The organism is Priestia sp. TGN 0903, assembly GCF_050846855.1.
Classification (GTDB): domain Bacteria; phylum Bacillota; class Bacilli; order Bacillales; family Bacillaceae_H; genus Priestia; species Priestia zanthoxyli.
This window is the reverse complement of record NZ_JBOZGL010000015.1, coordinates 25,336-39,518: the sequence shown is the minus strand read 5'-3', so window position 1 is coordinate 39,518 and position 14,183 is coordinate 25,336. Positions and strand designations below refer to the sequence as shown.

11 protein-coding genes and 6 tRNA genes are annotated in these 14,183 nt (G+C 36.9%); 16 read left to right on the top strand and 1 reads right to left on the bottom strand.

What is annotated here, in order from left to right:
- The 6 genes from ACRPLY_RS25505 (at position 1) to ACRPLY_RS25480 (ending at position 627) form a co-directional block, all read left to right on the top strand.
- Positions 1 to 75 (top strand) — tRNA-Gln (locus tag ACRPLY_RS25505).
- A 5-nt stretch (positions 76 to 80) separates the two neighbouring features.
- Positions 81 to 155, top strand: a tRNA-Gly gene (locus tag ACRPLY_RS25500).
- 37 nt (positions 156 to 192) lie between these two features.
- A tRNA-Cys gene (locus ACRPLY_RS25495) sits at positions 193 to 266 on the top strand.
- Positions 267 to 280: 14 nt separating this feature from the next.
- Positions 281 to 369 (top strand) — tRNA-Leu (locus tag ACRPLY_RS25490).
- A 30-nt stretch (positions 370 to 399) separates the two neighbouring features.
- Positions 400 to 481: transfer RNA gene (locus tag ACRPLY_RS25485), tRNA-Leu, on the top strand.
- A gap of 72 nt (positions 482 to 553) precedes the next feature.
- Positions 554 to 627: transfer RNA gene (locus tag ACRPLY_RS25480), tRNA-Gly, on the top strand.
- Positions 628 to 742: 115 nt separating this feature from the next.
- Here ACRPLY_RS25480 and ACRPLY_RS25475 read toward each other — a convergent pair.
- Positions 743 to 1,408, bottom strand: coding sequence for a B3/B4 domain-containing protein (locus tag ACRPLY_RS25475; RefSeq protein ID WP_028412694.1), 666 nt, complete (start codon positions 1,406 to 1,408; stop codon positions 743 to 745).
- A gap of 129 nt (positions 1,409 to 1,537) precedes the next feature.
- Here ACRPLY_RS25475 and queG point away from each other — a divergent pair, with 129 nt between their 5' ends.
- The 10 genes from queG (at position 1,538) to ACRPLY_RS25425 (ending at position 14,019) form a co-directional block, all read left to right on the top strand.
- Entirely contained in the window at positions 1,538 to 2,674 is a 1,137-nt protein-coding gene (gene queG, locus ACRPLY_RS25470; protein ID WP_033580873.1) for a tRNA epoxyqueuosine(34) reductase QueG, read from the top strand.
- Positions 2,675 to 2,746: 72 nt separating this feature from the next.
- Positions 2,747 to 3,634, top strand: a complete 888-nt coding sequence (locus ACRPLY_RS25465) for an amidase domain-containing protein (protein WP_028412692.1) — start codon at positions 2,747 to 2,749, stop codon at positions 3,632 to 3,634.
- Positions 3,635 to 3,698: 64 nt separating this feature from the next.
- Positions 3,699 to 4,172 carry a tRNA (uridine(34)/cytosine(34)/5-carboxymethylaminomethyluridine(34)-2'-O)-methyltransferase TrmL gene (gene trmL / locus ACRPLY_RS25460; RefSeq protein ID WP_016762878.1) on the top strand — a complete coding sequence of 158 codons (474 nt, stop codon included), beginning with the start codon at positions 3,699 to 3,701 and terminating at the stop codon, positions 4,170 to 4,172.
- A 458-nt stretch (positions 4,173 to 4,630) separates the two neighbouring features.
- A complete protein-coding gene (locus ACRPLY_RS25455; protein WP_013055179.1) occupies positions 4,631 to 6,526 on the top strand; it encodes a PrkA family serine protein kinase in 1,896 nt (631 codons plus the stop codon).
- Positions 6,527 to 6,850: 324 nt separating this feature from the next.
- Entirely contained in the window at positions 6,851 to 8,029 is a 1,179-nt protein-coding gene (gene yhbH / locus ACRPLY_RS25450) for a sporulation protein YhbH (protein ID WP_028412691.1), read from the top strand.
- A 104-nt stretch (positions 8,030 to 8,133) separates the two neighbouring features.
- Positions 8,134 to 9,165, top strand: coding sequence for a DUF3231 family protein (locus ACRPLY_RS25445; RefSeq protein ID WP_028412690.1), 1,032 nt, complete (start codon positions 8,134 to 8,136; stop codon positions 9,163 to 9,165).
- 143 nt (positions 9,166 to 9,308) lie between these two features.
- Positions 9,309 to 10,205, top strand: coding sequence for a cation diffusion facilitator family transporter (locus tag ACRPLY_RS25440; RefSeq protein WP_226313313.1), 897 nt, complete (start codon positions 9,309 to 9,311; stop codon positions 10,203 to 10,205).
- Between the two features lie 104 nt (positions 10,206 to 10,309).
- The gene (locus ACRPLY_RS25435; RefSeq protein ID WP_367077748.1) at positions 10,310 to 11,836 is read left to right on the top strand and encodes a spore germination protein; all 1,527 of its coding nucleotides are present in this window, start codon (positions 10,310 to 10,312) and stop codon (positions 11,834 to 11,836) included.
- Positions 11,829 to 12,920 carry a GerAB/ArcD/ProY family transporter gene (locus ACRPLY_RS25430; RefSeq protein WP_432232154.1) on the top strand — a complete coding sequence of 364 codons (1,092 nt, stop codon included), beginning with the start codon at positions 11,829 to 11,831 and terminating at the stop codon, positions 12,918 to 12,920. Before ACRPLY_RS25435 ends, ACRPLY_RS25430 begins: the two co-directional genes overlap by 8 nt.
- Entirely contained in the window at positions 12,910 to 14,019 is a 1,110-nt protein-coding gene (locus ACRPLY_RS25425; RefSeq protein ID WP_098112435.1) for a Ger(x)C family spore germination protein, read from the top strand. Before ACRPLY_RS25430 ends, ACRPLY_RS25425 begins: the two co-directional genes overlap by 11 nt.
- The last annotated feature ends 164 nt before the right edge of the window (positions 14,020 to 14,183 follow it).

The following is a 14,183-nucleotide window of genomic DNA, read 5'->3' as shown; positions in this document are numbered from 1 at the left end:
TGGGCTATCGCCAAGCGGTAAGGCAACGGATTTTGATTCCGTCATGCGTTGGTTCGAATCCAGCTAGCCCAGCCATATTTGCGGAAGTAGTTCAGTGGTAGAACACCACCTTGCCAAGGTGGGGGTCGCGAGTTCGAACCTCGTCTTCCGCTCCAATTTAATTTTAATAAAGTTATTTAGTCTTGAGTAAATGGCGGCATAGCCAAGTGGTAAGGCAGAGGTCTGCAAAACCTTTATCACCGGTTCAAATCCGGTTGCCGCCTCCATTTATTTACAAGCTGCCGGGGTGGTGGAATTGGCAGACACACAGGACTTAAAATCCTGCGGTAGGTGACTACCGTGCCGGTTCAAGTCCGGCCCTCGGCACCATTTATAATTTTAACTTGCCTTTTTTATTTTGCCGATGTGGCGGAATTGGCAGACGCGCACGACTCAAAATCGTGTTCCTTCGGGAGTGTCGGTTCGACCCCGACCATCGGTACTTTAGCTTTACTTGACAGGATGATTCCTGTTTTTATTTTTACTTATTGGTCGACAAATTTTGATAATATTTGCGGGTGTAGTTTAGTGGTAAAACCTCAGCCTTCCAAGCTGATGTCGTGAGTTCGATTCTCATCACCCGCTCCATACATATTGTTATCACAACGCAGTGTCTCGCTTTCAAAGCTGAGATGTTGCGTTTTTTATTTTTAGCGTAAATATAGCGTCTATCTTGAAAAGATAGACGCTATATTTACGTACATCAGTTAATGACTTGATAGGTTGCTTCGCCGCCGTGAATTTGAATGAACATGTCACTTAAGGATTTAGTTAGTTTATAAGCCTGTTCTTCTGAAAGTGAAGGTTTTAAATAGATGAACTGTACAGCTTGTGTTGTCTTTTCAGTTACGTACGCTCGGTTAGAATCCACATAAGGGCTTCCGAAAGCTCCTAGGGCATCTTTTGAAATGATTTTATTTTCTAAAGAAATGTTACGTTCATTTAGAGCTTCGTAAGACTCTTCTTTTTTACCGATAGTAAATTCAACGTGGCCCTCTAAATTAGAAGAATCATAAATTCCAATTGGTACTTCATATTGCAATGAAAAAAAGTTATTAATGTCCACAGCAGAATTGATAGAAGGAAGATACGTTTGTTTTCCTATCCGTCGAATTAAAGCTTCTATAGAAGGACGGTATTTACTTGGATCCGTTCCAAATGTTTTGAAAAGCTTTCTCCACTCGCTAACACCTTCAAATTCTGTTACTTTTTTTGACTCAAGGTCAAAATAAATGGATTCTTGAAAAAGGCGCAGACGTCCTTTTAGCATTTGAGGAGAATCGCCAACTTCAATATTTTTATACTGAATGATTCCCATTTTAAAAGAAGGGCAAAGCTGTTTAATAGCGGGTGATAATGTAAAGTTCATTTTTTTGATCCTTTCTATTATAATTAGTATTTGTTCGTTTATAGATACCATCCTATCATTTCATTGAGTGAGAAAACAGTTCAATGCATGAATATATAGAATTTCTTAGAAAGGAGGCTATTACTCACTATGAATGCGTATCAGTTGAAGGAAGAAATTATTTCATACAGCAAAGAGATTGGAATCGATAAGATTGGATTTGCGAGTGCTTCTATGTTTGATGAGTTAAAGAATCGATTGTTAGCACAGCAAGAGTTAGGTTATGCTTCAGGCTTTGAGGAACCTGATATTGAAAAAAGAGTAGATCCCACATTAGTTGTTCCAAAAGCTAGATCCATTATTTCAATTGCACTTGCGTATCCTTCTAAATTAAAGGATGCACCAAAGAGCACAAAGGAAGATCGCCGAGGGATCTTTTGCCGTGCTTCTTGGGGACAAGATTATCATACGGTTTTACGTGATAGGCTTCAAAAGCTTGAAGCTTTCATAAAAGAAAAAGTACCTGCAGCTATCCTTCAATCGATGGTAGATACAGGCGAGCTGTCGGACCGAGCTGTAGCAGAAAGAGCTGGTATTGGCTGGAGCGGTAAGAACTGTGCCATTATCACACCTGAATTCGGTTCCTACGTGTATTTAGGGGAAATGATTACAGATATCCCGTTTCCTCCTGATAAACCGATAGAAGACGGCTGTGGTACTTGTAATAAGTGCGTGGATGTGTGCCCTACCGGTGCGCTTGTAACAGGCGGTCAGCTGAATTCGCAGCGATGTATTGCCTTTTTAACCCAAACAAAAGGATTTTTAGCTGAAGAATTTCGAAGTAAATTAGGCAATCGTTTATATGGCTGTGATACATGTCAAACTGTGTGTCCTGAAAATAAAGGCAAAGACTTTCATTTTCACCCTGAGATGGAGCCTGACCCAGAACTTGCGAAGCCTAAATTAAAACCGCTTTTAACGATGAGTAATCGTGAGTTCAAAGAGAAATTTGGACATGTTTCAGGGTCATGGAGAGGGAAAAAGCCAATTCAGCGTAATGCCATTATTGCACTTGCCCATTTTAAAGACCAAACCGCTGTTCCAGATTTAATTGAGTTAATTAAAAATGACGTTCGCCCTGTCATTAGAGGAACGGCGGCATGGGCGTTAGGCAAAATTGGTGATAAAGAAGCATTAGATACACTTATGAACTTAAGAGAAAAAGAAAAGGATCAAGAAGTAATTGAAGAAATGTCAAAAGGTATAGAGATGCTTCAAGAGATCTAAACCGTATTTTTATTGATAAAGTTAGCTAATGAGTCATAGCGTATAATAAACGCTTAGAAAAGTGGTGACATTATGCTAACAAAAAGGAATGTATTATATACTTTAATTAAAGCGCGTGCGGACAGCTATGTAAAAGGTGAGCTTCATGAAGACTTTAAGCCTTTCATTGAACAGCAGTGTGAGCTAAAGCGGTCTCTTGTAAAAAAAAGAGAAGTTGATGTTTTAAAATGTAATATGAAAGGTTCTATTCAATCTGCTCATACGGATCAGGAAGAAACAAGAGTATTATATAAGGTGCACATTCAGGCATTTTTAAAACAAAACGATTTTTTCTATATAGAAGAAGAAATTGAAGATCGTTTAGCTCTTTTTTATAAAGATACACTTATTCAAGATGAGCTGCTGGTAAAGGATTTTTCTGAAGATGAGGTTGAAATGGATGTAGAAGAAGTAGAGGAAGACGAAGAAAGAGCCTCTTATTATGATCGTCTTGCAGCTGTTCAGTATGCAGAAAAACATTGGGATAAACCTAATGAAAGTTATAAGCAGTTTGAGGTAAACTGCACCAACTATATCTCACAGTGTTTGCATGCAGGAAAGGCGCCGATGCGGGGGTATCCTAAAAAAGCAAACGGATGGTGGATGAGAGGGAACGCCTGGAGCTATAGCTGGGCCGTTGCTCATTCCATGCACAGCTATTTAAGTAACTCCAAATCAGGACTTCGGGCTGTGAGGAAATCTTCAGCAAGCGAACTTGTCCCGGGAGACGTTATCTGCTACGATTTTGAAGGAGATGGAAGATGGAATCATACGACGATTGTTGTAGCAAAAGACGGTCACGGTATGCCTCTTGTGAATGCGAACACGTATAATAGTCGAATGAGATATTGGGCTTATGAAGATTCAACGGCTTACACGCCAAAGATTAAGTATGATTTTTTCCATATCGTTGATCGGTAAGTCTTTCGTTTTAGCAAGTTAGTGGTATAATGATGAATAGATTTGTTAGCAGAGGTGAAAATTTGTGGGAGTACACGTAGTGTTATTTCAACCAGAAATTCCAGCAAATACAGGAAATATTGCGCGAACATGTGCAGCAACAAATACGACGCTGCATTTAGTTCGGCCGTTAGGCTTTTCAACAGATGATAAAATGTTAAAGCGAGCTGGATTGGATTACTGGGAATTTGTAAATGTGGTGTATCATGATTCATTAGAAGAAGTATTTGAAAAGTATCCTGAAGCAGGCTTTTACTTCATCACAAAATTTGGTCAACAGCCACATACAACATTTGATTATAGTGACTTAGAGCAGGATCATTTCTTCGTATTTGGGAGAGAAACAAAGGGTCTGCCAAAGCACATTATTGAAGAGAACATGGAAAGATGTCTTCGTTTACCGATGACAGAAAATGTTCGTTCTTTAAATTTATCTAATACAGCAGCTATTTTAATCTATGAAGCGCTGCGTCAACAAAATTACGCTGGTTTATCTTAAATAAAAAGCGAGGTTCAATAAAATTTGAACCTCGCTTTTTTATTTATGTCGACGATGATATGTAGTGGTTATTTTTTAACGCCCGGTTTATCATTGTATCCCGCTCTGAAGATGGATGCTAAAAAAGCAATTGTTACTCCTAATACTAAAAGTAAGCGCATTGATTTTCCTCCTCAATCTAATTAAAAGGATTATACAGCTACTGCAGTTAAAACCGACTTCCCATATCTCATGATGATAATAATGACAAAATAACTCTTCTAGAGACGTAAGTTCTCTAATAAAATTTAACCGTTCCTTCTTACTCTTTTATTATAGCTAATAAATACTTCACTGTGAATGCCTAGCAAGGACAAATTTCTGAATTTTACAATTTAAAAAGCATGTTCAAACATTTTGCTGCATAGATTGTATTAATCTTGTTCACTAGCACCATAACTAGTAGGGGAGGTCCTTTAATGGATATATTAAAGAAAGTTGAAAGATACCGCGAAGAAGAGAATCGTCTTAAGTGGGAAGGGACATTTGAAGAGTACCTAAAGCTGATTAAAGATGAGCCTTTAATTGCTCAGCCTGCACACTCTAGAGTATACAACATGATAAAGGATGCAGGAATTGAAGAGGTAAATGGTAAAAGACATTATAAATTTTTCAGTGGACAAATGTTTGGACTTGAAGATTCGCTAGAACGCTTGGTGGAAGAATATTTTCACCCAGCTGCAAAGCGTTTAGATGTTCGTAAACGTATTTTACTTTTAATGGGTCCAGTAAGTGGTGGTAAATCGACGCTAGTGACCATGTTAAAAAGAGGGCTTGAAGCTTATTCGCTTACTGATCGAGGAGCTGTTTACGCTATTAAAGGATGCCCAATGCATGAAGATCCGCTGCATTTAATTCCACATCATTTACGTAAAGACTTCTTTGAAGAGTATGGTATCCGAATTGAAGGAAACTTATCTCCTTTAAATACAATGCGATTAGAGGAAGAGTATGGAGGCAGAATTGAAGACGTCATCATCGAACGCATTTTCTTCTCAGAGGACAAACGAACTGGAATTGGAACGTTCAGTCCTTCTGATCCGAAATCTCAAGACATTGCTGACCTAACAGGAAGCATTGACTTTTCAACAATTGCAGAGTATGGATCTGAGTCAGATCCGCGCGCTTACCGCTTTGACGGAGAGCTTAATAAAGCAAACCGGGGAATGATGGAGTTCCAGGAGATGTTAAAATGTGACGAGAAATTTTTATGGCATTTACTCTCTTTAACCCAAGAAGGAAACTTTAAAGCAGGAAGATTTGCTTTAATTAGTGCAGATGAATTAATCGTAGCGCATACAAATGAAACAGAGTATCGCTCGTTTATTTCCAATAAGAAAAATGAAGCTTTGCATTCACGAATTATTGTAATGCCTGTTCCATATAACTTAAAAGTGAGTGATGAGGAAAAAATTTATGACAAAATGATTCGTGAAAGTGACGTATCAGATGTTCATATTGCCCCTCATACGCTACGTATTGCGTCTATCTTTACTACGTTAACAAGATTAAAAGAGCCTAAAAAAGGCGATATCGATTTGTTAAAGAAAATGCGCTTATACGACGGTCAATCTGTAGAAGGCTATAACGATGCAGACGTAGAAGAGTTACAAAAAGAGTATACGGATGAAGGAATGAGCGGTATTGATCCGCGTTATGTCATTAACCGCATTTCATCTACCATCATTCGAAAAGATATTAAATCAATCAATGCATTAGATGTACTGCGTTCATTGAAGGAAGGGTTAGCACAGCATGCGTCTATTTCTGCTGAGGACCGAGAGCGTTACCTGAATTATATTTCTCTGGCGCGTAAAGAATATGATGAAATTGCTAAAAAAGAAGTGCAAAAAGCGTTCGTTTATTCTTACGAAGAGTCTGCTAAAACATTAATGGATAATTATTTAGATAATGTCGAAGCATACTGCAACAAAAATAAGCTTCGTGATCCGTTAACAGGAGAAGAGTTAAATCCAGATGATAAATTAATGCGTTCAATTGAAGAACAAATTGGTATTTCAGAAAATGCGAAAAAAGCATTCCGCGAAGAAATCTTAATTCGTATTTCCGCTTATGCACGTAAAGGAAAACGATTTGACTATAATTCTCATGAACGCTTACGTGAAGCGATTCAGAAAAAACTGTTTGCAGATTTAAAAGACGTAGTGAAAATTACAACGTCCACTAAAACACCAGATGAGCAGCAGCTGAAGAAAGTAAATGAAGTAGTGGCTCGATTGATTGATGAGCATGGATACAATTCAGTATCTGCTAATGAACTGCTGCGCTATGTAGGAAGTTTGTTAAATCGATAACTCAGTACTAACAAGAAAACATGGCACTTCCGATCTGTGCCATGTTTTTCTTATCTCTTAAAATAAACTCTGCATAATTAGGCTAGTGTGTAGTACGCATTGCACTTAACCATCATATGATAAGTCATAAACATATACATGACACTAGACACTATAAAATGAATAGTTAATAGTAAAAGAATTAGTTAGCAAGTATACCATTCTTGCGCATAGGATAAGAGTAACCAACCTTTGAACTAAAGGTATTTGTCAGAAACTTTCGGTATAGCTTATGCATGCCGAGTAAAAACGTGCAGGTGTTTTTTAAATAAGGAGGGGAATAGCGTGGGAAAAGAAGTAGATAAAAGTTTTGCTGTCTCAAAAGAAGACTGGTCCCTCCATCGTAAAGGCCACGATGATCAAAAAAGACATCAAGAAAAAATTAAAGAAGCCATTAAAAATAATTTACCGGACTTAATTACAGAAGAAAATATCGTGATGTCCAATGGAAGAGAAGTTGTTAAAATCCCGATCAAATCATTGGATGAATATCGAATTCGGTACAATTATGATAAAAACAAACATGTGGGTCAAGGTGATGGAGACAGTAAAGTTGGGGATGTAGTAGCACGTGACGGATCTGCTGGAGATGGTCAAAAAGGAGCAGGAAAAGGTCAAGGAGCAGGTGATCAGGCTGGAGAAGACTACTTTGAAGCGGAAGTGTCCCTCATGGAGCTTCAAGAGGCTTTATTTGCTCAATTAGAACTGCCTAATCTTCAGCGAAAAGAATCTGATCAAATTGTTGTGGAACACATTGAATTTAATGATATACGACGTACAGGTTTGATGGGGAATATTGATAAAAAACGAACGATGATGAGCGCTTATAAGCGAAACGCAATGACAGGAAAGCCTGCTTTTCATCCTATTTATCCGGAGGATTTAAAATTTAAAACGTGGAATGAAGTTATAAAGCCAGAATCGAAAGCAGTCGTTTTAGCTATGATGGATACGAGCGGTTCGATGGGCATATGGGAAAAATATATGGCACGAAGCTTTTTCTTTTGGATGACACGCTTTTTACGTACGAAATACGAAACGGTGGAAATTGAATTTATTGCGCATCATACAGAGGCAAAAGTAGTGTCAGAAGAAGACTTCTTCTCCAAAGGAGAAAGTGGAGGAACCATCTGCTCATCTGCTTACCGAAAAGCGCTTGAATTAATTAACCAAAAGTATGATCCGAGCCGTTACAATATTTACCCGTTTCATTTTTCAGATGGTGATAACTTAACTTCAGATAACGCAAGGTGTGTAAAGTTAGTAAATGAATTAATGAAAGTGTCAAATATGTTTGGGTATGGGGAAGTAAATCAGTACAATCGACATTCCACTTTAATGTCTGCGTACAAAAACATTCAAGACGAAAGCTTTAGACACTTTATTTTAAAACAAAAATCAGACGTTTTTCATGCGATGAAAAGCTTTTTTAGAAAAGAGACCGAAGACCAAAAATATGCATAACCTAAAAGGCCTAGACTTGTTATCTAGGTCTTTTTTATGCGGTTTATTCAGCGCTTCTTTGGAGATAGTAAAAGTACGACTTTATCCAAAAGGAGAATAAGTGAATGAACGAAAATATAAAGAGTGAAATGCAAAAACATCAACAAAATCAGCGGTTGAATGCAGCCGAGTTAGGTTACTTATGGGCGCAATATTTAGGCGATACGCTGTATGTATGCGTTCTTGGATATTTTCTATCTGTTGTAAAAGATCCAGAGATTAAGGAACTTTTAAAAAAAGCACATCAGTTTTCACAAACTCATGTAGACGAATTGACGGAATTATTCAGTTCAGAAAAAATTCCAATTCCAGTAGGGTTTGGGGAACAAGATGTGAACAAAGGAGTTCCTGCTTTATTCGATGATATTTTTATGGCTATTTATGTAAACGAAATGGCCATTGGAGGTATGAAGAAATATGCCAGAGCGCTAAGCGCAGTGAGAAGGCAAGATATTTATGACCACCTATCTCGATGTGTAAAAGAAAGCGACATTCTTTTAGAGAATTCTAACCACGTTATTTTAAGAAAAAGCATGCTGATGAGACCTCCGGTTATTCCTTATCCTGTAAAAGTGAATTTTGTGGACGAAAAAACATTTATATCACCATTTTTCTCTCAAATGCATCCTTTAACTTCTTTAGAGGTTACCGCTATTCAAGAAATTGTTAATACAAATGTATTAGGTAAAACGCTGATGCTGGCCTTTAGTCAAGTAGCTACCACACAAAAATTACGCTCTTATTTTTTTGATGGAGTCAAGCTTGCAAGTAAGCAAATCAAGCACTTCACCGAATTACTGTCTGAAGCTGATTTACCAAGTCCGAGGTTGCTTGATGCATATGTAACCAACTCAACGATTTCACCGTTTTCAGATAAGCTGATGATGTATCATACTTCTACAGCGGTGACGATCGCTATTGATAACTGCGGTGCTGGTTTGTCTATGGCCTTCCGTTCGGATGTAGCAGTAGAATTTTCTCAGCTAATTGGGCGTATAGGGAAGTACGGAAAAGATGGAATTCGAATTATGATTGAGCAAGGGTGGATGGAAGAACCTCCAATGGCAACTGATCGTAAGAAGTTGGCAGAGAAATAAGAAAGATATGTTGTGGATTATCAGTAATTTTGCGGTGCTGAAACATATATAGCTAAATGAAAATAGGTTGCTCTAGACCCACTTGAATGAACAGTGATAAGATAAAAAAGCTGATTTTTCAAGAAGTAAGTCGAGGTGTGCAAATGAATAATAGTATAAGGGAGTCCATTGCGAAAAAAGTAGCATGGATTAGCGTATGGAGCAATATTGCCCTTACGCTAGGAAAAGTAATAGTAGGATGGATTGGAAATAGTGATGCCGTATTTGCTGATGGTATTCACTCTGCAGCGGACGTATTTGCCTCTATTATTGTCTTGTTGGTTATACGAGTAGCAAATAAGCCAGCAGATGATGATCATCCATACGGGCATGGAAAAGCAGAAGTAATTGTCTCAGGAATTGTAGGAATTATTTTATTGCTTGTATCATTTTATGTGGTATTTGAAGGAGTCGTTGGTTTATTCCATCCGGTTGAATCTCCAAATATTTTAGCCATGTGGATTGCTGTTATTTCATACATAGCAAAGGTATTATTGTACCGTTATTCTTTAAACGTAGCCAAGCAGCACCACAGTAAGGCAATTGAGGCAATTGCATTTGATCATAAAGCAGATATTGTTGCTTCTATTGCAGCGGCAATTGGTGTTTTATTATCCATTATTGGTGATAAAATGGATGTTCAACTGCTGTTATACGGAGATAAAATAGCAAGTATCTTTGTTGCTTATTTAATTTTTAACATTGCCAGACAAATGATGGGAGAGTCTTTTCAAATCTTAATGGAAGGCAATATTGATGAAGAGCTACTGAAAGAACTTGAAGAAAGTATTTATGAATTTGAAGATGTGAAGCGGATTGATCGCGTCCGAGCAAGAGAACATGGCCATTACATATTAGTGGATGTACGTATTTCAATTGACCACTTTAAAACAATTAAGGAAGGTCATGATTTAGGACGAGAAATCAAAGCTACACTTATGAAAAAGCATGATAATATTCAAGAAGTACTGATTCATTTGAATCCGTATTTTCCAGATTAAAAAGACGCAGCGAAAAAATTTCCGCTGCGTCTTTTTGCATTTTTTACATACTATTCATTTTTTTAGAAACAATGAATAATAACAAGAGACATCGAGGCAGGTGAGTGGCACTGTTAATCAAACGAAGATCTAAATGGAAAAAAAGTCCTATCTCCCTTGAAGCAGAAGAAAAAGCAGAAATTGAACCTGGTAAAAACATAGAAGAAATTGTAAAAGAACTTGAAGAACGGTTAGATTATTCAAACGATATAGGGAAAAGACAGCTGAAATTTAATCACGAGAGTGCACTTTTAGTCTATTTTGTCCCTCTTATGGATTCAATGAAGCTAAACGATCATGTTATCAAACCTTTATTAATAGAAAAAGAAGGAGAGATAAAAGAAGTCATACAGGCCGCTTCGATTACTCCTGCAAAAGTTTTGGATGAAATGATTAGTTTAATGAGCCGAGGTGCGTCTATTCTACTAATTGAGAATGATTCGTTTGTGTATGCAATTGACTCTACCAAAACGGCTACAAGAGAAGTTAATCAAGCACTGAACGAAAAAGTGGTTAGAGGTTCACAGGAAAGTTTTGTTGAGAGTTTGGACAAAAATCTAAACATGATGCGTCAAAAATTTTTAGATGGAAGCCTTATTGTACGCTACATCGAAGTAGGCAGTATTTCACGCACTCGAGTAGCAGTTTTATATCTGAAAAATATAGCGAACATAGAAATTTGTAATATGATTATTGATCGTATCAAACAAATTGAAGTGGATGGAGTGGATAGTGGGAGTGTCATTGAAGAGGCTCTAGAAGATTCACCTCTGTCACCATTTCCTCAGCTGCTGAATACAGAAAGGCCGGATCGAGTAATGGGTAACTTGTTAGAAGGAAGAATGGCAGTTTTAACAAATGGTAATAGTTCTGCATTGATTGCCCCTGTTAACTTTTTTACTTTTTATCAATCACCCGAAGATTATAATACGCGTGCACTTTATGGCTCATTTTTCCGGCTTTTACGCGTATTTAGTTTTTTTGTTGCGATGAGTTTACCTGCAATTTATATAGCAACGATTTCTTTTCATTACGAGTTAATTCCTCTAGACTTAGTTTTTACCGTAAAAGGCTCTCTTGAGAACGTTCCGTTTCCTCCGATAGTAGAAGCGTTTATTATGGTTTTAATATTAGAGTTACTAAAAGAGGCGTCGCTCAGGCTACCTTCATCAATTGCTCAAACAATTGGAGTCGTTGGGGGATTAGTTATCGGCACGGCCATTGTTGAGGCGAGTTTAGTTTCAAATATGATGATTATTGTTATTGCTCTAACAGCCGTTTCTTCCTTTGTTGTGCCGTCAAACGAAATGAGTACCACGCTGCGGATTTTAAGTTTTCCTATGATGATTGGAGCAGCCGCTTTTGGCTATTTGGGTATTGTTTTTGTACTAGTTCTTATTGTTATGCATTTAGTTATTTTAGAGTCTATTACGATGCCTTACTTAATCCCTTTTGCGCCATTTAAATTTTCTGGCTTAAAGGATGTTTTTATAAGGATGCATCAGCTCTATTTGAATGAAAGGCCTGCTAACGCTAAGCCTCAAAAACGCCAACGTCAAAAAGCGATAAGGAATTGGGATTCAAATGAATGAAAATAGTATTTCAGCCAGCCAGCTGTTCTTTATCATTTTGCAAACTCAAATTGGTATTGGTGTTTTAGGGTTACCTTATAACTTATTTAAGACGGCGCATACGGACGGCTGGATTTCCATGTTAATTAGCGGGTGTATAATTCAAGTCATTACATTGTTCCACTGGGGACTAACGCATCGGTTGCCAGGTCTAACTTTATATCAAATGACCAGCAAGCTGCTTGGTAAGTGGATAGGGAATTTTCTAAATGTAGGATATGTATTTTATTACATCATTGTTTCAAGTGTTATTACTGTTTTGTATGTAAACGTGTTAAAGCGCTGGCTGTACCACTTAACCCCAGCATATGTTTTGGTCCTTTTATTAGTTGTTATTGCCCTATATTTTGCAAAAGAGAATGTTCGAAACATAGGGCGTTTTTTTACAATTGTATCTGTATTTTTAATCATTTTAGTCTTACTGGTGTCAAATGCTTATAAAGAGGCTGATGTCCGGTATCTATTTCCGATTGGGCACAGCGGTATTCAAAATATCTTGCTAGCGTCAAAAGAAGGAAGTATCTCAATGCTAGGCTTTGAAGCCATTTTGATTTTAGCACCGTTTGTAAAGGCAAAATCCACTATGACATTGAAAATGGTCATGCTTAGTAATTGTATCGTTACGATTTTATATGTGTATATTATCATTGCTTGTTATATGTTTTTTAGCCCAGATGAAATTTTAATTGTACCAGAACCGGTTTTATATATTTTGAAGGCGACACAAAACTCAGTGATTGAACGAATCGATTTGGTTTTTATTACTTTTTGGATTATTTCTGTTATTACGTCCCTTATTATGTACGTGTATATTTCAAGTGTAGGCATGCAGGAAATATTCAAAAAGAAAACTCACCGTCCGTTTGTTCCAATTGTATTGATATTCGTAACAGGTCTTTCTATTTATTTTTCAAGAACGGATAATCTTGTGGCAGCTTTGTCACAGGCAACTAACTACTTAATTTACGTATTCATTTTCTGTATTCCTATTTGTTTGTTAATTCTATCATGGATAAGAAAAGGAACAGTAAAAAATGAAGTATAAACTTATCAAGGTATTGAGCATATGTTTAATTTTAAGTTTTCTAACAGGATGCTGGGATCAAAAATTGTTAAAAGATACGATGTTTTTGTCTACAGTGGCTTATGAAAAAAAGAAAGATAAGGTGATTTCTACTATTGCGATCCGTTCCTATACGTCTAAAGAAGGGACATTAGTGAATAAAACCTATCATGTAGCAGGGGATTCACCTCGAGACGATCGTACAAAAATTAACCAGCAGGTTTCTGGAATTGTTATGTCTGCTAAAAAAAGAATTGTTTTATTTGAAAATCAATTAGCTAAGGAGGGTGTATTAGAATTATCCGACGTTTTATATCGCACATCAGAAAGTCCTTTGACAGCTAAGTATGTCATTGTAGAAGGAAAGCCGAGTACCATAGTTGAATTACAGCAAGTAGGAGAAGAGCTAATTGGAGAGTATTTAGACGGAGTTGTTCATACGGCTGAAGTCAATTCTTTAGTGCCTGTTGAAACTCTTCAGTCACTTTGTACCGTTTTATTTGATGAAGGAAAAGGACTAGCACTCCCTTATGTGAAATTAAATACTGAAAATAAGACCGTTGATGTAATCGGTACAGCTTTATTTAATGAAGATAAATTTTCAGGCATTACATTAAATCCTGAGGAATCCAAGGTGCTTCTTTTATTAGGAAATCAAAAAGATAAATATATGATTATGAGTCACAAAATTACCATACATGATCAACAGTATGTAGTATCGTATGATGTGTCAGGCGCTAAAGCAAAAATGCACCTTAAACCGGATGCGATGTACGGAGCGAAAGTAACCATACCGCTACATGTAAAAGTAAGCATTAATGAATTTACCAAAAATGAAATGTCATCTCCTGCATTGACAAAAAAGGTGCAGGAAGAAATTGAAAAGATTCTACAAAAAAAAGCTGAAAAAGTAGTTGGAAAGCTACAAAAAGCTAACTGTGATTTTCTGGAAATAGGAAGAGAAGCAGCTGCTTATCATCCGAGTATATGGAAAAGGCTTAAATGGAGACAGGACTATAAAAACATCTCGATTAATCCGAAAGTACAAGTGGAAATTATCCATCGTGGAATTATTAATTAAAAAAAGTCATGCGAAACGCATGGCTTTTTTTAAGTGGAAAAATGTTAGTTTACAAAATAATAAAAAGGGAATTGTATTTATTTATTGATGTGATAGGATAAAAAAAGCATGTAAATCCATTCACTACGAATGAAAGCAGTGGACATATACATATAGATAATAAT

Coding starts and splice junctions, on each gene's coding strand:
- ACRPLY_RS25430 (WP_432232154.1), top strand. CDS start 11,829: ATGAATGAAAATAGTATTTCAGCCAGCCAGCTGTTCTTTATCATTTTG.
- ACRPLY_RS25445 (WP_028412690.1), top strand. CDS start 8,134: ATGAACGAAAATATAAAGAGTGAAATGCAAAAACATCAACAAAATCAG.
- ACRPLY_RS25475 (WP_028412694.1), bottom strand. CDS start 1,408: ATGAACTTTACATTATCACCCGCTATTAAACAGCTTTGCCCTTCTTTT.
- ACRPLY_RS25465 (WP_028412692.1), top strand. CDS start 2,747: ATGCTAACAAAAAGGAATGTATTATATACTTTAATTAAAGCGCGTGCG.
- ACRPLY_RS25440 (WP_226313313.1), top strand. CDS start 9,309: ATGAATAATAGTATAAGGGAGTCCATTGCGAAAAAAGTAGCATGGATT.
- ACRPLY_RS25425 (WP_098112435.1), top strand. CDS start 12,910: ATGAAGTATAAACTTATCAAGGTATTGAGCATATGTTTAATTTTAAGT.
- ACRPLY_RS25455 (WP_013055179.1), top strand. CDS start 4,631: ATGGATATATTAAAGAAAGTTGAAAGATACCGCGAAGAAGAGAATCGT.
- queG (WP_033580873.1), top strand. CDS start 1,538: ATGAATGCGTATCAGTTGAAGGAAGAAATTATTTCATACAGCAAAGAG.